At 65.3% G+C, this 18,212-nt stretch carries 13 protein-coding genes; 10 read left to right on the top strand and 3 right to left on the bottom strand.

Annotated elements, in window-relative coordinates:
• Positions 1-173 precede the first annotated feature (173 nt).
• The 8 genes from J5J83_RS22640 (at position 174) to J5J83_RS22605 (ending at position 10,968) form a co-directional block, all read left to right on the top strand.
• Positions 174-1,085: a helix-turn-helix transcriptional regulator gene (locus J5J83_RS22640; protein WP_212352609.1), complete on the top strand. Its 912-nt coding sequence runs from the start codon at positions 174-176 to the stop codon at positions 1,083-1,085.
• A 24-nt stretch (positions 1,086-1,109) separates the two neighbouring features.
• Positions 1,110-2,798, top strand: coding sequence for a 2,3-epoxybenzoyl-CoA dihydrolase (gene boxC, locus J5J83_RS22635; RefSeq protein ID WP_349251938.1), 1,689 nt, complete (start codon positions 1,110-1,112; stop codon positions 2,796-2,798).
• Positions 2,799-2,974: 176 nt separating this feature from the next.
• Entirely contained in the window at positions 2,975-4,396 is a 1,422-nt protein-coding gene (gene boxB / locus J5J83_RS22630; protein ID WP_212352607.1) for a benzoyl-CoA 2,3-epoxidase subunit BoxB, read from the top strand.
• A gap of 252 nt (positions 4,397-4,648) precedes the next feature.
• Positions 4,649-5,902: a benzoyl-CoA 2,3-epoxidase subunit BoxA gene (gene boxA, locus J5J83_RS22625; protein ID WP_212352605.1), complete on the top strand. Its 1,254-nt coding sequence runs from the start codon at positions 4,649-4,651 to the stop codon at positions 5,900-5,902.
• Between the two features lie 302 nt (positions 5,903-6,204).
• Complete coding sequence (gene pcaF, locus J5J83_RS22620) at positions 6,205-7,413, top strand: 3-oxoadipyl-CoA thiolase (protein WP_212352603.1); 1,209 nt, start codon at positions 6,205-6,207, stop codon at positions 7,411-7,413.
• A 13-nt stretch (positions 7,414-7,426) separates the two neighbouring features.
• Complete coding sequence (locus J5J83_RS23210) at positions 7,427-8,356, top strand: methyl-accepting chemotaxis protein (RefSeq protein ID WP_212352601.1); 930 nt, start codon at positions 7,427-7,429, stop codon at positions 8,354-8,356.
• 14 nt (positions 8,357-8,370) lie between these two features.
• Positions 8,371-8,958, top strand: coding sequence for a hemerythrin domain-containing protein (locus J5J83_RS22610; protein ID WP_212352599.1), 588 nt, complete (start codon positions 8,371-8,373; stop codon positions 8,956-8,958).
• 18 nt (positions 8,959-8,976) lie between these two features.
• Positions 8,977-10,968, top strand: coding sequence for an NADPH-dependent 2,4-dienoyl-CoA reductase (locus tag J5J83_RS22605; RefSeq protein ID WP_212352597.1), 1,992 nt, complete (start codon positions 8,977-8,979; stop codon positions 10,966-10,968).
• 43 nt (positions 10,969-11,011) lie between these two features.
• Here J5J83_RS22605 and J5J83_RS22600 read toward each other — a convergent pair whose 3' ends face one another.
• The 3 genes from J5J83_RS22600 to J5J83_RS22590 form a co-directional block, all read right to left on the bottom strand.
• The gene (locus tag J5J83_RS22600) at positions 11,012-11,845 is read right to left on the bottom strand and encodes an arylamine N-acetyltransferase (RefSeq protein ID WP_212352595.1); all 834 of its coding nucleotides are present in this window, start codon (positions 11,843-11,845) and stop codon (positions 11,012-11,014) included.
• A 120-nt stretch (positions 11,846-11,965) separates the two neighbouring features.
• Positions 11,966-13,159 carry a Bcr/CflA family efflux MFS transporter gene (locus J5J83_RS22595; protein WP_212352593.1) on the bottom strand — a complete coding sequence of 398 codons (1,194 nt, stop codon included), beginning with the start codon at positions 13,157-13,159 and terminating at the stop codon, positions 11,966-11,968.
• A gap of 158 nt (positions 13,160-13,317) precedes the next feature.
• A complete protein-coding gene (locus tag J5J83_RS22590; RefSeq protein WP_212352591.1) occupies positions 13,318-14,700 on the bottom strand; it encodes a GGDEF domain-containing protein in 1,383 nt (460 codons plus the stop codon).
• Between the two features lie 427 nt (positions 14,701-15,127).
• Here J5J83_RS22590 and J5J83_RS22585 point away from each other — a divergent pair, with 427 nt between their 5' ends.
• A complete protein-coding gene (locus tag J5J83_RS22585) occupies positions 15,128-17,062 on the top strand; it encodes a radical SAM protein (protein ID WP_212352589.1) in 1,935 nt (644 codons plus the stop codon).
• A gap of 52 nt (positions 17,063-17,114) precedes the next feature.
• On the top strand, positions 17,115-18,191 hold the full coding sequence (locus J5J83_RS22580) for an ADP-ribosylglycohydrolase family protein (protein WP_212352587.1): 1,077 nt from the start codon (positions 17,115-17,117) through the stop codon (positions 18,189-18,191).
• The last annotated feature ends 21 nt before the right edge of the window (positions 18,192-18,212 follow it).

The raw sequence follows: 18,212 nt of genomic DNA, 5'->3' as shown, positions 1-18,212 counted from the left end.
TATCCGCATTGCTGCACTGCAGTATAGAGCATCATTTCCCGCGCTTGCTGCAAAGCCAATGCAGTATTTCACACACGAATCTGCAAAAAACTGCACTTTACCTCTTGACCGGCATTTTTAACTGCACTATTGTTCAACCACGCCGTGCAGTTTTCTGCACAAGGACGACAGACATGAGCACCCAGACCGAAAACACGCTGAAGGACACCGAGACTCAGGATGCGGGCCACACCGACGAACGCGGTGATGGCGAGTTCCTGATGTCATTGGGCAAGCGCGTTCGCGAGATTCGCGATCGCCGCGGCATGACGCGGAAGCTGGTGGCGCGCGAGGCGGCGGTATCGGAACGTCACCTCGCCCACCTCGAGGCGGGCGAAGGCAATGTTTCCATCGTTCTGTTACGTCACATCAGCCGGGCGCTGGACGTATCGCTGATCGAACTGCTCGCCCCGGACGCGGAGGACACGGTGGAAAAGCGCCTGATCCGCCGCTTTCTGGAGCGCCTGCCGCAGCACCGCCTGGAAGAAGTGGTGTTCCGTCTGATGCGCGACTTCGGCCATGAAGAGGCGGTGCGGCGCAAGCGCGTGGCCCTGATCGGCTTGCGCGGGGCCGGCAAATCGACCCTGGGCAGCCGCCTGGCCAAGGAAATGGGCGTGCCCTTCATCGAGCTCGACCGCGAGATCGAGCGCGAGACCGGCATGCCGTCGAGCGAACTGTTCGCGCTGTATGGCCAGCCGGGCTACCGCCGTATCGAACACCGCACGCTGGAGCGGCTGTTCCGCGAGCAGGAAAAGGGCGTGATCTCGGTCGGCGGTGGTGCCGTTTCGCAACCCGAGACCTACGACCTGCTGCTGTCGAACTGCCTCACCGTCTGGGTGAAGGCGCAGCCGGAAGAACACATGGCACGCGTGATGGCACAGGGCGACCTGCGTCCGATGGCGGGCAACGATGAAGCAATGGAAGACCTGAAGCGCATCCTCGCTGCCCGCGAGGCGCTGTATGCGAAGGCCGACACCGTGGTGGATACCTCCGGTGAGACGGTGGATGAGAGTTTCATGAAGTTAAGACAGCTCGTCATGAGCTGACCCCTGAGAAGAGGAGACAGAAAAGTGGAAGCAGTCGCAAACAAGCAGCAAGCCGAGAACGTGGCCGAGGCCATCCAGCCGGTGGATTACCGTACCGAACCGTCCCGCTACAAGCACTGGAAGCTGGACGTGGATGGTCAGGTGGCCACGCTGACGCTGAACATCGACGAGGATGGCGGCATCCGCCCGGGCTACAAGCTCAAGCTGAACTCGTATGACCTGGGCGTGGATATCGAGCTGCACGACGCGCTGCAACGCATCCGCTTCGAGCACCCGACGGTCAAGAGCGTCGTCTTCACCTCGGGCAAGCCGAAGATTTTCTGCTCCGGCGCGAACATCTACATGCTGGGTGTATCGACCCACGCCTGGAAGGTGAATTTCTGCAAGTTCACCAATGAAACCCGCAACGGCCTCGAGGATGCGAGCCAGTACTCAGGCATCAAGTCCATCGCCGCCTGCAACGGCACCACCGCCGGCGGCGGCTACGAGCTGGCGCTGGCCTGTGACGAGATCGTGCTGATCGACGACCGCAACTCCTCGGTGTCGCTGCCCGAAGTGCCGCTGCTGGGCGTGCTGCCCGGCACCGGCGGCCTGACCCGCGTGACCGACAAGCGCAAGGTGCGCCGCGATCATGCCGACATCTTCTGCACCATCTCGGAAGGGGTGCGCGGTCAGCGCGCCAAGGATTGGCGCCTGGTGGACGACGTGGTCAAGGCGCAGCAGTTCGGCGAGCACATTGCCGCCCGCGCCACCGCACTCGCCCAGGGCTCCATCCGCCCCGACCAGGCCAAGGGCGTGGCCCTGCCGCTGCTGGAGCGTACGGTCGATGACAAGGGTTACCACTACGAATTCGTCGATGCTGCCATCGACGCCGCCGGCCGTACCGTCACCCTGACCGTTCGCGCCCCTGCCGCCGTCACCGCGAAAACCGCGGCGGAGATCGAAGCCGAGGGCGCCAACTGGTGGCCGCTGAAGATGGCGCGCGAACTCGACGACGCCATCCTCAACCTGCGCACCAATCACCTCGACGTCGGCCTGTGGCAGTTGCGCACCGAAGGCGACGCGCAGGTGGTAATGGACATCGACGCCACCCTCGTCGGCAATCAGGACAACTGGTTCGTGCGCGAGACCCTCGGCATGCTGCGCCGCACGCTGGCCCGTATCGATGTGTCGTCGCGCAGCCTGTACGCGCTGATCGAGCCGGGTTCGTGCTTCGCCGGCACCCTGCTCGAGATCGCCCTCGCGGCCGACCGCAGCTACATGCTCGACACCACCGACGCGCCCAATGCCATCGGCCTGACGGCGATGAACTTCGGCCCGCTGCCGATGGTGAATGGCCTGTCGCGCATCGCCGCGCGCTTCTACGAAGAAGACGCGCCGATTGCCGCGGTGAAGGCGAAGGAAGGCAGCAAGCTGAGCGCTGCCGAGGCCTTCGAGCTTGGACTGGTCACTGCCATCCCCGACGACCTCGACTGGGCCGACGAGATCCGCATCGCCGTCGAAGAGCGCGCGGCACTGTCGCCCGATGCGCTGACCGGTCTCGAAGCCAATCTGCGCTTCGGCATCACCGAAACCATGAATACCCGCATCTTCGGCCGCCTGTCGGCGTGGCAGAACTGGATCTTCATCCGTCCGAACGCTGTCGGCGCCACCGGTGCGCTGAAGCTGTTCGGCTCGGGCAAGAAGGCCCAGTTCGACTGGAACCGGGTGTAAGGCATCTGCCGGCCGCCCCCGGCGGCCGGCTCACCGAATCCCTCGTTCAGCCGCGTGGCAAGCCGTCCCTCTGCCGTAGCAGTCGGCGCCTTGGCGTGGTTCAGGAGGTCCGTGGCAAGGCAGCGCGGCGATGAAACTCGCCTGCCCTTATTGAAATATCGGAGGAGTCCCGAGACATGATCAACTACAGCGAACGCATCCCGAACAACGTCAACCTGTCCGAAAACAAGACCCTGCAACGTGCCCTGGAGCACTGGCAGCCCGCCTTCCTGCAGTGGTGGGACGACATGGGCCCGGACAACTCGACCAACTACGACGTCTATCTGCGCACTGCCGTCAGCGTCGAACCCACCGGCTGGGCCCACTTCGACCACGTCAAGATGCCCGACTACCGCTGGGGCATCTTCCTGACCCCGCAGGAACAGAACAAGAAGATCACCTTCGGCGACCACAAGGGCGAGGACGTGTGGCAGGACGTGCCGGGCGAGTACCGCTCCACCCTGCGCCGCATCATCGTCACCCAGGGCGACACCGAGCCGGCATCGGTCGAGCAGCAGCGTCACCTCGGACTGACCGCCCCCTCGCTGTACGACCTGCGCAACCTGTTCCAGGTCAACGTCGAGGAAGGCCGCCACCTGTGGGCCATGGTCTACCTGCTGCACGCCCACTTCGGCCGTGACGGTCGCGAGGAAGGCGAGGCGCTGCTCGAGCGCCGTTCGGGTGACGAAGACAATCCGCGCATCCTGACCGCCTTCAACGAGAAGACCCCGGACTGGCTGTCGTTCTTCATGTTCACCTTCATCACCGACCGCGACGGCAAGTACCAACTCGCCTCGCTGGCCGAATCGGCCTTCGATCCGCTGGCCCGCACCTGCAAGTTCATGCTCACCGAAGAAGCGCATCACCTCTTTGTCGGCGAATCCGGCATCGCGCGTGTCATCCAGCGCACCTGCGAAGTGATGCAGCAGCTGAAGACCGACGACAAGGACAAGCTGCGCGCCGCCGGCGTGATCGACCTGCCGACGCTGCAGAAGTACCTGAACTTCCACTTCAGCGTCACCAGCGATCTGTATGGCAACGAAGTGTCGTCCAACGCGGCGACCTACTACACCACCGGGCTGAAGGGGCGTTTCGAAGAGACCAAGATCGACGACGACCACAAGCTGATGAACAATGAGTACGAGGTCATGGACGTGGCCGGCGACAAGATCACCAGCCGTCATGTCGGTGCGCTCACCGCACTCAATGAGCGCCTGCGCGACGACTGGATCGCCGATGTGCAGGCCGGCGTGGATCGCTGGAACCGTATCCCGGCCAAGTTCGGCTTCGATTTCCGCTTCACGCTGCCGCACAAGGGTTTCCACCGCGCCATCGGCATGTTCGCCGACGTGCATGTGAGTCCGGACGGCCGCCTGCTGTCGGAAGCGGAATGGACGCACAACCACCTCAAGTGGCTGCCCAGCGACGAAGACCGCCTGTACGTGCATTCGCTGATGGGCCGCGTGCTCGAGCCAGGCAAGTTCGCCGGCTGGATCGCACCGCCCGGACGCGGCATCAACAACCAGCCGGTCAACTTCGAGTACGTCCGTTTTAATTAAGAAAAGAGAAAAGCGGGGCACCGGACTCCCTCCCCTTCAAGGGGAGGGCTGGGGTGGGGATGGGTTTTTGGCTGAGGCTCGCAAGAACGGTGGCCAATCCCGACGGAAACCCATCCCCCTCCCAACCAGTAGTCTCGGCAAAGCCTCGCCGCTACGCCGGCAGCGAGCAGCGCTCGCTGAAACCCCGGCTATGCCCCCCTTGAAGGGGGAAGAGCGAGGTCGCTCACCCAACCTTTGGAGACAGGAGACATCATGAACGCGCCAGCAGAGCACGCCAGCATTGCCCGCCAGCACCTGATCGACCCGGAGATCTGCATTCGCTGCAACACCTGCGAAGAGATCTGCCCGGTCAATGCCATTACCCATGACTCGCGCAACTACGTGGTCAAGTTCGACGTGTGCAACGGCTGTCTGGCCTGCATCTCGCCCTGTCCGACCGGCGCGATCGACTCCTGGCGCAATGTCGAGACCGATGCATCGTATTCGCTGGATGATCAGCTGGGCTGGGACGTGCTGCCCGATACGCGCGAGCTCGACAACTTTGAAGCCAGCACCGGCGCAACCGGCGCCGCCAGCGAAACCCCGGCAGAAGTGCAGCAGATCACCGATGTCGCCACCTCGGGCCACGGCGGACCGGCGCTGGCGCCGTGGTCGGCTTCGCACCCGTATGTGAACCTGTATTCGCCGGCGAATCCGGTGACCGCGACGGTGACCGGCAACTACCGCCTGACCGCCGAAGATGCGTCGAGCGACATCCATCATGTGGTGCTCGATTTCGGCGCCACCCCCTTCCCGGTACTCGAAGGCCAGTCGATCGGCATCATCCCGCCCGGCACCGACGACAAGGGCAAGCCGCACCTGCTGCGCATGTATTCAGTGGCCAGCCCGCGCGAAGGCGAGCGCCCGCATCACAACAACCTGTCGCTGACGGTCAAGCGCGTCACCGAGGACCACGAGGGCAAGCCGGCCAGGGGCGTGGCGTCGAACTACGTGTGCGACCTCAAGAAGGGCGACAAGGTGCAGGTCACCGGCCCCTACGGCTCGACCTTCCTGATGCCGAACAATCCGGGCTCGTCGATCATGATGATCTGCACCGGCACCGGCTCGGCACCGATGCGGGCAATGACCGAGCGCCGCCGCCGGCGCATGGAGTTGAAGGAAGGCGGCGACCTGTTGCTCTTCTTCGGCGCCCGCTCGCCCGGCGAACTGCCCTACTTCGGCCCGCTGCAGAAGCTGCCCAAGGACTTCATCGACATCAACTTCGCCTTCTCGCGCGTACCGGGCGAACCCAAGATGTACGTGCAGGACCGCATCCGCGAACGCGCCGACAAAGTGTTCAAGATGCTAACCGACGACAACGCCTACATCTACATCTGCGGCCTCAAGGGCATGGAAGCCGGCGTGCTCGAGGCTTTCCGCGACATCTGCCGTGCCAACGGCGCCGACTGGGAAACGCTGCGTCCGCAGATTCTCGCGAAGGGCCGCTTCCATATCGAGACCTACTGAGCGAGACATGCTTGCCAACCCGGCGATCAGGGGCGTGGAGTCAGCGTCGGCACCTGATTCCTCCCCCTTCAAGGGGGAGGTTAGGAGGGGGATGGGTTACCACGACGCCGGTCAAACCCATCCCCACCCCAACCCTCCCCTTGAAGGGGAGGGAGTTACCGTGCGTTATTCCACCCTTGAATGTGAAATCGATTGCCGGTTGATCACCCTGGTTTCTCCAGAGGGTTGTTTCAACTCTCTCTTTCAGGCGGGCACGGCAACGTGCCCCCTCTTTTACTGACTGACAGGCTGCCGATATCAAGATGACCGCTACCGTCTACCTGTGCGATGCCATCCGCACCCCGTTCGGCCGCTACGGCGGCATGCTCTCCTCCATGCGCGCCGACGATCTCGCCGCGCTGCCGATCAAGGCCTTGATGGCGCGCAACGCCGGCGTCGACTGGGCACAGGTGGACGACGTCATCTACGGCTGTGCCAACCAGGCCGGTGAGGACAACCGTAATGTCGCCCGCATGGCCGCGCTGCTCGCCGGCCTGCCGGTCGAGGTCCCCGGCAGCACCGTCAATCGCCTGTGCGGCTCCAGCCTGGACGCCATCGGCAGTGCCGCGCGAGCGATCGCTGCCGGCGAAACCCAGCTCATGATTGCGGGTGGTGTCGAGAGCATGAGCCGCGCGCCCTTCGTCATGGGCAAGGCCGATACCGCCTTCTCGCGCAGTGCGAAGATCGAGGACACCACCATCGGCTGGCGCTTCGTCAATCCGCTGATGAAGGCGGCTCACGGCGTCGATTCGATGCCGGAGACCGCGGAGAACGTCGCCACCGAATTCAATGTCAGCCGTGCCGACCAGGACGCCTTCGCGTTGCGCTCGCAGCTGCGCTGGGCTGCCGCGGCCGAACGCGGCTTCTTCGCGCGCGAGATCGTTGCGGTGGACATCCCGCGCAGGAAAGGCGATCCGCTCCGCATGAGCACGGACGAGCACCCCCGCCCCGACACCACGCTGGAGATGCTGGCGAAGCTCAAGGGCGTGGTCCGCGCCGATGGCTCGGTGACCGCGGGCAACGCCTCCGGCGTCAACGACGGCGCCGCGGCGGTGCTGCTCGCATCCGAGGACGCGGTGAAGCGCCACGGCCTGACCCCGCGCGCGCGCATCCTCGGCTCGGCCGCGGCCGGCGTGCCGCCCCGCATCATGGGGATTGGCCCGGCGCCCGCCACCCGCAAGCTGATCGAGCGCCTCGGCTTGAAAATCGACGCCTTCGACGTCATCGAGCTCAATGAAGCCTTTGCCGCGCAGGCGCTCGCCGTCACCCGCCAGCTCGGGCTGCCCGATGGCGCTGCGCAAGTGAATCCGAACGGCGGCGCCATTTCCATCGGCCACCCGCTGGGCGCATCGGGCGCCCGACTGGTGACCACCGCGCTCAACCAGCTCGAAACCAGCGGTGGGCGTCTTGGCCTGGCGACCATGTGCATCGGCGTCGGGCAGGGTATCGCCCTTGCCATCGAACGCATCTGAAGGAGGACAGGACATGGAACAGGGACTGCGCAGACCGGCCACGCTCGCCACCTTGCTGGGCGTCATCCTGACGATCGCGGCCATCGCCATGCAGCACAATCCGACGCTCGGTGGCCTCATTGCACTGGCAGCGAGCGCATTCCTCGGCGCGGTCATCGTCACCCGGCGCAGCAGCGCCGCTTACGAACGGCGCCTCGCCGCGCTGGACAAGGAACTGCACGCAGTGCGCAATGAAAACCGTGCGCTCGACCTGCGCCTGGAAGACGCGCTGAAGTCCGCTGCAGTCGATGCACCACCCCCGCCTGCGCCCGCGATCGATATCGACCTTGCGACGGCACGCACCTCGGCCCTGCTCGCCAGCATCGACCAGACCCTGTCCGACATGGCGACGGCCAACGAACTCGCCAAGGCCAGCGGCGCCTGCGTCGCGGCCGGTGCGGCGCGCATGACCGAAGCCGGCGCCGAGATCGAACGCATGGGCGCCTCCATCGAGCGCGCCGAACGCGATCTCGACACGCTGTCGGGCCAGTCCGGCCGCATCGGTGCCATCGTGCAGACGATCAAGCAGATTTCCGACCAGACCAACCTGCTCTCGCTCAATGCCGCCATCGAGGCGGCGCGGGCCGGAGAGGCCGGTCGCGGCTTCGCAGTCGTGGCCGATGAAGTGCGCAAGCTTGCCGAACAGGCCAAGGTCGCCAGCGAACAGATCGGCGAGATCGCCGGGCAGATCGCCCGCATCTCGCGCGACGCCTCGGATGCGATGCAACAGGCCGACCAGATCGTCGTCACCGGCTCGGCGGCGAGCCGCAGCGCCATCGCTGCCATGGACGAGATCCGGGCCGGCGCGGGCCGCCGCATCCAGGTAGTGACCCAGATTACCGAGGCGCTCGGCCAGCAGCGCCACCTGACTTCCGACATTGCCGAGGCGCTTCGCGCCCGCTGAACCAGAGGCCCATCATGAGACCCAACGCCATCCAGATCATCAAGGACGAACACCTCGCCATCAGTGCCGTGCTCTATTCGCTGCGCTATCTGGTGAAGAACATGCGCAAGGGCACAGCACCCAATTTCCCGCTGCTGAAAGCGATCCTGGATTACATCGTCTCCTATCCCGACCGCTGGCACCATCCCAAGGAGGACAAGTTCCTGTTTGCCGCCGTGAAGCGGCGCACGAAAGATGGCGATGCCCTGATCGCCAGACTCGAGCGTGAGCACCAACTCGGCTATCCGATGGTGGAGACGCTCAAGCTGCACCTGCTCGCCTTTCAGCATGGCGACGACGGCGCCCGGGAACGCTTCTTCGAGGCCGCCGAACGCTATGCCGAACTCGAGTGGGGGCACCTGCAGACCGAGGAGGAGCAGCTGCTGCCGCTGGCGGAGCGTGTGCTGACGGCGGACGACTGGAAGGACATCGACGCCGCCTTCGAGGAAAACGACAATCCCCTGTTCGGCGTCAAGCCCAAGGAAGAGGCAGAAGCGATGTACCAGAAGATTCTGAGCCTGGCACCGGCCCCGATCGGTTTCGGGGCACAATCGGGCACCTGACCCGACCCGCTCGATCCAATGCACTATCCCGCACTGTTCCGCCCGCTCGCGCTCGGCCCGTTCACGCTGCCCAATCGCATCATCATGGGCTCGATGCACACCAACCTGGAGGAGACGGGAGCCACTGGCGTGGCCGCGCTCGCCGCCTTCTACGCTGAACGCGCCCGGCTCGGCGCCGCACTGATGGTCACCGGCGGCTATTCACCCAACCCGGCGGGCCGCATGAAAGCCGGGCCGGGCTACTTCAACAGCGAAGCCCAGATCGCCGAGCATCGCCCGGTCACGGCCGCAGTCCATGCGGCCGGCGGCAAGCTGCTGCTGCAAATCCTGCACAGCGGCCGCTACGGCATGCATGGTGACATCGTGGCGCCATCCCCCATCCGCGCGCCGATCTCGCGCACGGTGCCGCGCGAGATGACGGACGCCGACATCCACCAGACGATCGACGACTATGCGCACTGCGCCACACTGGCCGTCACGGCCGGCTACGACGGCGTCGAGATCATGGGGTCGGAAGGCTATCTGTTGTCGCAGTTCGCCGCCGCATGCACCAACCACCGCGAGGACGACTGGGGCGGCCCGCTTCACAATCGCATCCGGCTCGCAGTGGAGGTCGTGCGCCGCGTTCGCGCCGCGATCGGCCCCGACCGCCTGTTGATGTTCCGGCTCTCCATCCTCGATCTCGTTGACGGCGGCCTGGCATGGCAGGAGACGGTCGCGATGGCGAAAGCGCTTGCCGCAGCCGGCGTCGATGTCCTCAGCACCGGGGTGGGCTGGCACGAATCATCGGTGCCCACGGTGCAACAAACGGTGCCGCCCGCTTTGTTCTCCACCATGGTCGGACGCCTGCGCCGCGAACTCGACATCCCGGTCGCCGCCTCGAACCGTATCAACACCCCGGAGGTGGCCGACGCTGTCGTCGCCCGCGGCGACGCCGACCTGGTCGCACTCGCCCGCCCCTTTCTTGCCGACCCCGCGTTCGTGCGCAAGGCTGAATTGGGGCGCGCGGACACCATCATCCCGTGCATCGCCTGCAACCAGGCCTGCCTCGATCACTATTTCACCGGTGCAGCGGTGAGCTGCATGGTCAATCCGCGTGCCGGCCGCGAAACGGAGTTCACCCCGATCGTGACTGACCGCTCGCGCAAGGTCGCCGTCGTCGGCGCCGGACCCGCGGGCCTCGCGGCCGCCCTTGCCGCCGCCGAGGCGGGACATCGGGTGACGCTGTTCGAAGCCGCAGAGCAAGCCGGTGGCCAGTTCCGGCTGGCTGCGCAGGTGCCCGGCAAGGCCGATTACCGCGAAGTGGTCAATGCCTACCTCGCCCTGCTTGCCGATGCCGGCGGCGAACTGCGCGCGGACTGCCAGGTCGACGCCGAAGCCCTGGCGGCGCAAGGCTTCGAGGATGTCATCGTCGCCACCGGCATCCGCCCGCGCCGCCCTGACATCCCCGGCATCGACCACCCCAGCGTGGTCGGCTACGAGGCACTGCTTGACGGTCATGCGCCTGCAGGACGGCGGGTGGCGATCATCGGCGGAGGCGGCATCGGTTTCGATGTCGCCGCGTGGCTGATCGGCCAGCATGGCGCGGAGAGACTCGACACCTATCTCGCGCGCTGGCACCAGGATGGCCGCGGACCTGCGACCGAACGCCGAATCTGGATGCTCAAGCGGTCCCCGGGACCGTTCGGCAAGACCTTGGGCAAGACCACAGGCTGGGTGTTGCGGCGCGAACTCGCCGAGGCCAGCGTCACCCAGCTGGACGGCGTCGAATACCTGGGCATAGACGATGCCGGGCTGCACCTCCGCCGTGACGGCGAGACACTTTGCCTCGACGTGGACACCATCGTCGTCTGCGCGGGGCAGGCGTCCGAACGTGCGCTTGCCGACGAGCTCGCCCGGCACGGCGTGCGTGTACAGGTCATCGGCGGTGCTGCACGCGCGGGCGAACTCGATGCGCAACGTGCATTCGAGGAAGGATGGAAGGCGGCGCAAGCGCTGTCGACATCCTGATTCCGACCGCTGCCGAGGCGTCAGCCCCGCACATCCGCCGACATCAGTCGTCGGCGCATTCGCTCGCCCTTGACCAGGCGCGCGACGCCAGCGCGTCCGATACCGAGATTCCGAAGACATTCGCCAGTACATTGCGCAAATCCGTCGCACCCTCGAGGCGGCGCCGCAGCGTGGCGTCCGACGAGCGTTCGCGCGTGATCAGCGCCAGCCCGTCGATGGCGCAGACCGAATCCGGCCCCTGACGCTGAACCATGAACATGCGCCGGAAGGGCGAACGCGGCCAGGTCGACACGAAGTGGTTGGCCATCTCGACATCCAGCGGCAGGACTGCACCGGGATCGATGCAATAGACGTTTGCCCATGCCGTGCCGGGCTCGCGCGACTGCAGGTGCAGATGACCGCCGGTCTCGGGCAGGAAGCGGAACTCACGATCCTCCACCGCGAAACACTCGTTCGCGCGCAAGGGCACAGTGCCAAACGGCGCGGGACCGCCGAACCCGGCGTCCGCCAGCCACTGTTCGCCATCGATGCGAACGACCATCAACAAGTGCGTGCGTGGCCCCGGTGCGGGACGCCCGAAGCTCACGCGCGACATGCGCAACTCGAACTCGAAGCCCGCCACACGCAGCGCCTCGGCGAGCAAGGCATTGAGCTCGAAGCAATAGCCGCCGCGACCGCGCGCGAGGATCTTTGCACACACGGCAGACAAATCGACCGCCACCTCTTCCCCGGCAAGCACATCCAGGTTTTCGAAAGCGATGCCATGCAATTGCGCGCGGACCAGTTGCGCGAGGCCCGCTGCGGTCGGTGCGGGCAGCTGCGCCAAGCCGATCCGCCGAAGATAGGCCTCGACCGGAAATGCCGAAGAGTCATTCATCTCGTGCTCCACCTTCCACCGCCTGGACCGGACACATGGGTCGGCCAGTCACCAGGATGAGGTCGTCTCGGGAAAAGCGAACATCATAACCAACAGTTGCACCGCCGACGAGCCGGCGAACTAAGGTGTTGCACGCGGCAGCCGCCCCACCAGCCCCCAGGCCACCGCCGCCGTCACCACGCCCCAGAACCACATGCCATTGATGAGCGGCATGGCCGAGCCCTCGAGTGCCAGATGTGCGCCCAGCCAGTGCCCCATGCCGAAAGCGGCCACCATCATGAGGAATCCGCTCAGCGCGGAGGCCGCGCCTGCCGAGGCCGGAAACGGCCCGATGGCACCGCTCTGGCCGCAAGGCTGATGCACGCCGTGGCCGAGCATGAACAGATAGACCGGCACCATGATCGCCCAGCCGCTGGTCATGCCGACGAAGCCGAACACGCCCATCAGGCTGCCACCGACTACCGAGAACAGGCCGCCGATGGCAACCGTCCGGTGAACGCCGAAACGGATCAGCAGACGGCGACACATGAAGGTGCCGAGCAGGTAGGAAGCGGACATCGACAGCATCACCGCACCGTAGGCGAAGGTCGACAGGCCCTTCAGCTTGATGAAAACAAAGGAGGACGACGCGAGGAAAGTGAATAGCCCGCCATAGGAGCTCATCGACAGCAACGCGAAGGCCCAGAACACAGGGTGCCGGAGAATGCCGCCCCAGGTTCGCAACAGATGCGCCGGCTGCAGTGCCTTGCGGTCCGGATTGAGCACGGTCTCCTGAAAGCGCATGAGCACCACGCCGAGCGTGACGGCGGTGAACAGTGCCGGCACCAGCAGCACCAGCCGCCAGTCCACGAACCTGGCAATCAGACCGCCGAGCGGCGCGCCAAGACAGGCAATCACACCGAGACCGGACAAGCCCTTGCTCATGGCGCGCGCGCCCGCCTCGGGCGAATAGAGGTCACGTACGATCGCACGCGCGCACATGACCGCGGCGCCCATCGCTGCACCCTGTACGGTTCGCCAGACGATCAGTACAGCCATCGTCGGTGCAAACGCGCTGCCGACCGCGGCCAGGACGTATGCGCACAATCCCGCGAGCAGGACCGGCCGGCGTCCGAAACGATCCGAGACCGGCCCCCACACCAGTTGCGACATGCCGAACGCCAGCAGCAAGGCGGACAGCGTGAGCTGTGCCTGCGCCACCGACGCCCCGAGCCCCTCGGTGAGTGCAGGCAAGGCCGGGAGATAGAGATCGGTCGTGACCGGCTGGACCCCCAGCAGCAGGGACAGAATCAGGACAACAAGGGGAGATGACATGGAGACGACGCCGGTCGTGTGCGCGCACAGGCGTTCCATTATCGCAGTCTTCGCAGGCGCCTGCAGGCGCGACATCGCACTAGCTGCTATTCCGATGCGCTATGGCTGACGACGCGGATCCACGCCGCGGGCCAAACCCCTTGCGGCATACGCGGCGCTCAGGAAGCGGCGACGACGGTGCGATTTCGGCCCGATGCCTTGGCCTGATAGAGCGCCTTGTCGGCACGCTCCACAAGACGTGAGAAATCGGGATGTCCGTCATGCTGTGCGAGTCCGATGCTGAGTGTGACCTGAATCTTGCGATCTTCGGACAATGGGGTCGGGTTTGCCTCGACGCTCCGGCGTATCTTCTCCGCCACGAAATGGGCCTTGGTCTCATCGACCTCTGCCAGCACAATCAGGAATTCCTCGCCGCCGTAGCGAAAAACGAAATCACTGATGCGTACTTGGGCCAGCAGCAGCCCGGCGACGTTCTGCAGCACTTTGTCTCCCGCATCGTGCCCGTAGCGGTCGTTGACCTCCTTGAACAGATCGACGTCGAGCAGGAGCACGCAGAATGTCGTGCCCGTACGCCGGCTCAGATCGATCTCGCGCTTCATGATAGTCGGCAGGAAGCGGCGATTGAAGAGGTGCGTCAGCACATCCCGCCCCACCTCGAGATCGGCCAGGCGATCGAACATGGCATTGAGCAGGTAAACAATTTGATCGACGCCGGCCGTGACCGACTTGATCAGCGCCCGGAGTCCTTCAGGACTGGAGATGGGCCTCGCCGCACCATCCGGCGCGGGGAAGACCGCGCCGTCGATGTTTCCGACGCACTCCCCGATCAGCGACAACTCGCGGGTATTGTCGAAGATCAGTGCAGCTTTGTGGTCCAGCCACAGGCCGAAACTGGAACTGTGCAGCGACGAAACGTTTTCAAGTGGCATTTCCATTGCCATCGCACGAAACAGCCTGCTCTCCCATTCGCGCAGCACGGCGATCTGGCGCTCGCGGTCGAGCGAAAGATTGGTCCCCGCTGCAGACATCCTGTAGGCCTCGTCGGTGCGGACATCGCCTTCCCTGGAGTGCTCGAAGGCCGAACTCATGGTTTCGAATGCAACGTCGATCAGATGAATGACCCACATGACCGCAAGGACGCTCTCGTCCCGACCCAGGTGACCGACGACCAGCCGTGCGCTGATCTCGCGCTTGAGGAGCCTCATCCCGCGCGCCACCAGCTGCAATGGAATTTGCGCACGCGCGTGAACTTCGCCAACGTGCCGCTGCATCGCAAGCACCTCTTCGAGTTCCTCGGCCGTCTGATGGCACAGCAATCTTTCCAGCCAGATTTCCAGTCCGGGCTTGAGATGCGCCTCGACTGCCTTCACCGAGAGAAATCGCGACGCCTCGGCGTCTTCCATCATGTAGCCGTAGAATGCCTCGACCAGCGCGGACTTGTTGCCGCTGACGACCTCGCGGATTTCCGTCCTGACCGCAGACAGCGCCGCCTGCGACGCCCAGCCGAAGAGTTCTTCCATCGTTCCCGCAGACTCACTCATTTCTCTCTCCGCGCCCTCATCGGAAGCGCAAGCAGTTCATTCAAACAGATGAGACCATCATGCCCGGCGTGGTGAAGCGGACCGGCTGAAAGGACACGCACCCGCCCGCCGTGCCAGACCGCCCGGATGGGCCAATAGCTCGTGGAGCACATCAAACAATATCGTTCGACCCGGATCACGGTTCGACGGGAACGGGGTTGATGGCGCCGGGCGCCGATTTTCGCATCAAACAATCGGCACACGTGGACATTTTCCAACTCGACACGACCTCACGTGACGCACTGCACGGCGACTTCGCTCATCACCGCGACGCGGCAGGCCGCGACCGAACGGCGGTCTGCGCCTCGTGCCCCCGCCCGCTCGACGGCGCCCCCACGACCAACAGTTCGTGGTAGAAAGCGCCATACCCGTCTGCAGACCCAGCCTGATGTCCGAAACCCCACTGCGTGTGCTCTCCGTCATTCCGCCAATGACGCAGCTGAACACGCCCTACCCCTCGACCGCCTATCTCACCGGTTTCCTGCGCTCGCGCGACGTCGATGCAGTCCAGGAAGACCTGGCGCTGGCGCTGGTGCTACGGCTGTTCTCGCGTGACGGGCTGGAAGCGATCCGTGCCCATGCACAGGCGCTGCCGGCGCGGCGGCGCAGCGAAAGCGTGACCTGCTTTCTAGAGCACTTCGACCGCTACCACGCGACAATCGAACCGACGGTCGCCTTTCTGCAGGGGCGCGATTCAACACTTTCCCACCGCATCGGCAGCGGCGCCTTTCTGCCCGAAGGGCCGCGTTTCGATGCGCTCGACGCCTATGTCGATCCGGACGGCGGCGATCCGCTGGGCTGGGCCTTCGGCGCGCTCGGCGTGCACGACCGCGCACGCCATCTGGCCACGCTCTATCTCAACGATCTGGCCGACGTGCTGCGCGAAGCGGTCGATCCGCGCTTCGAGTTCGTCCGCTATGCCGAATCGCTGGCGCTGAGCCAGCCCACCTTCGAGCCGCTGGCGCAGGCGCTGGCCGCTGATCCGAACCTGGTCGACACGGCCCTGCATGCACTCACGCTCGAGGCACTGGCGCGCCACACGCCGCAGGTGGTGCTGATCTCCGTGCCCTTCCCCGGTGCAGTGTATGCGGCCTTCCGCATCGCTCAGTCGATCAAGGCGCACAACCCGGCCATCGTCACCGTGCTCGGTGGCGGCTATGTGAATACCGAGCTGCGCGAGCTGGGCGAACCCCGCGTCTTCGACTGTTTCGACTATGTCACCCTGGACGACGGCGAGCGCCCGCTGCTGGCCCTGCTCGAGCACCTGCGAGGCAAGCGCTCACGCCAGCGCCTGGTGCGCACATTCGTGCGCGAACCCGACAGCGGTGCGGTGCGCTACATCAACCTGGTCGAGCCCGACATTCCCTTTGCCGAGGTCGGCACCCCGACCTGGGACGGCTTGCAGCTGAACCGCTACCTGTCGCTGCTCGACATGCTCAACCCGATGCACCGGCTGTGGTCGGACGGGCGCTGGAACAAACTCACCGTGGCCCACGGCTGCTACTGGAAGAAGTGCAGCTTCTGCGACGTGAGCCTGGACTACATCTCGCGCTACGACGGCGCCTCGGCCGCCACGCTGGTCGACCGCATCGAGACCATCATTGCCGAAACCGGGCAAACGGGTTTCCACTTCGTCGACGAGGCGGCCCCCCCCAAGGCCCTGCGGGCGCTCGCGGAAGAGCTGCTGCGGCGCGGGGTGTCGATCTCGTGGTGGGGCAATATCCGCTTCGAGAAATCCTTCACACCCGAGCTGTGCCAGCTGCTGGCCGACAGTGGCTGCATCGCGATTTCGGGCGGGCTCGAGGTGGCGTCGGACCGCTTGCTGAAGCTGATGAAGAAGGGCGTGTCGGTGGATCAGGTGGCGCGCGTCACCCATGCCTTTGCCGAAGCCGGCGTGCTGGTCCATGCCTATCTGATGTACGGCTTTCCGACGCAGACAGTGCATGACACCGTGGATGCGCTCGAGTACGTGCGCCAGCTGTTCGAAGCCGGCTGCATCCAGTCCGGCTTCTTCCACCGCTTCGCCTGCACCGTGCACTCGCCGGTGGGCATGAACCCGGCGGAATACGGCGTGCGTCTCGAACCATTGCCACCGGGCAACTTCGCGAAGAACGACATCGGCTTCATCGACCCCACCGGGGTCGATCACGATGCCTTGGGCAAGGCGCTGAACAAGGCGCTGTACAACTACATGCACGGCATCGGCCTGGAGACGGAGGTGCGGCAGTGGTTCACCGGCAAGGTGCCGCGCGCCCGGGTTCCGCGCAATTTCATCGCACGTGCGCTGCAACAAGGCGAACCCCACGCCCGCAACGGGGTCTGACAGCGCGGGCCGGACGTGCTTCGGTCGAAACCGATCAGACGAGGACGACACCATGGACAACTCACGCTTTCAAGACCGCGCCGCTGGCGCGCTGATGGGCGCCTTCATCGGCGACGCGCTGGGACTGGGACCGCACTGGTACTACGACCTGGACGACTTGCGTCGCGACCATGGTGACTGGATCTCCGGCTACACCACCCCCAGGCCCGGCCGCTACCATGCAGGCATGCGGGCCGGAGAGCTGTCGCAGGCCGGCATTCTGCTGCGGCTCACGCTGGATTCGCTGGTCGAATGCGGCCAATACGACGAAGCCGATTTTTGCCGTCGCATGGACAAGGACGTCTTCCCTCTGCTGGACGGCTCGCCGATGCAGGGGCCGGGCGGCTATACGAGCCAGTCGATCCGCGAGACCTGGCGTTTGAGGGTGGACCAGGGCAGGCCCTGGGGTGAATGCGGCGGCCATGCCGACACCACCGAGGCCATCGAGCGGACGCTGGCCATTGCGCTGCGCTACGCCCTGCAGCCCGCACGCCTTGCGGATGCGGTGGCACGCAACACCCGGTTGACCCAGATCGAACCGATGCTGGTGTCGATGACAGTGGCCTACGGCGCCGTGCTGGCCCAGTTGGTGCAGGGTGAAGCACTGGATGCGACGCTGTCGGGAAAGCTGATGCGGCTGGTGAAGTCCGGCGCCCTTCCGTTTCACGCCGTCACCAGCGCCGGGCTGCACCCCCCCGGCAGGGAGGAACACCCGACGGCGGGTTCCTTTGCCTCGCCGGACGCCTTGCTGACGCCGTCCTTCATCGCCGAGGCAGCGGCAGACCCCGGCGTCTGCATCGAACCCGCATGGAAGGTGTCACTGGTCTATGGAATGCCGTGTGCGATCTACCATGTGCTCCCCGCCGCCTATTACCTGGGGGCGCGTTTCTCCACCGACTTCGAAGCCGGCGTGCTCCACGCCATCAACGGGGGCGGACAGAACCTGTCCCGCGCCATGCTGACCGGCGCGCTCATCGGTGCTCAGACTGGCTTGTCCGGCATACCACGGCGCTTCATCGACGGTCTGGAAGACGGCGCGGCCCTGCGCGAACTCGCATTGCGGTTGGCACGGCAGGCGGAGGCGACATGAACCGGGCGGGAACGGGTAGAC

The organism is Azoarcus sp. L1K30 (assembly GCF_018122735.1).
GTDB lineage: Bacteria > Pseudomonadota > Gammaproteobacteria > Burkholderiales > Rhodocyclaceae > Parazoarcus.
Note: the sequence above shows the minus strand (reverse complement) of the source record. Positions and strands in the feature narration are given on the sequence as shown.